Here is a 233-nt window from a genome sequence, read left to right on the forward strand (position 1 = left end):
CATGCTGCTAAATTTGCAGAACTTCTTGGAGAAGTTGTAGTTGCAGATACAAAAGAAAACTTAAGAGTTAGAGTTGACGCTGAATATGGTGCAACTGATGGAAAATTAAAATTAGCTAAGAGAGCTAAAGAATTAGGATTAGATGCTATACATGACACAGTACATGAAATGTGTAAAGATGAAGCTAGACATGGTAAAGCATTCTTAGGATTATTAAATAGATATTTTGGAAA

At 32.6% G+C, this 233-nt stretch carries 1 pseudogene; it reads left to right on the top strand.

Annotation, left to right across the window (positions count from 1 at the left end):
- Positions 1-233, top strand: a pseudogene (locus KGF52_RS21280) (NADH peroxidase); the annotation flags it as partial.

The organism is Clostridioides sp. ZZV15-6597 (genome assembly GCF_020657815.1).
In the GTDB taxonomy this organism is placed as follows: Bacteria; Bacillota; Clostridia; order Peptostreptococcales; family Peptostreptococcaceae; genus Clostridioides.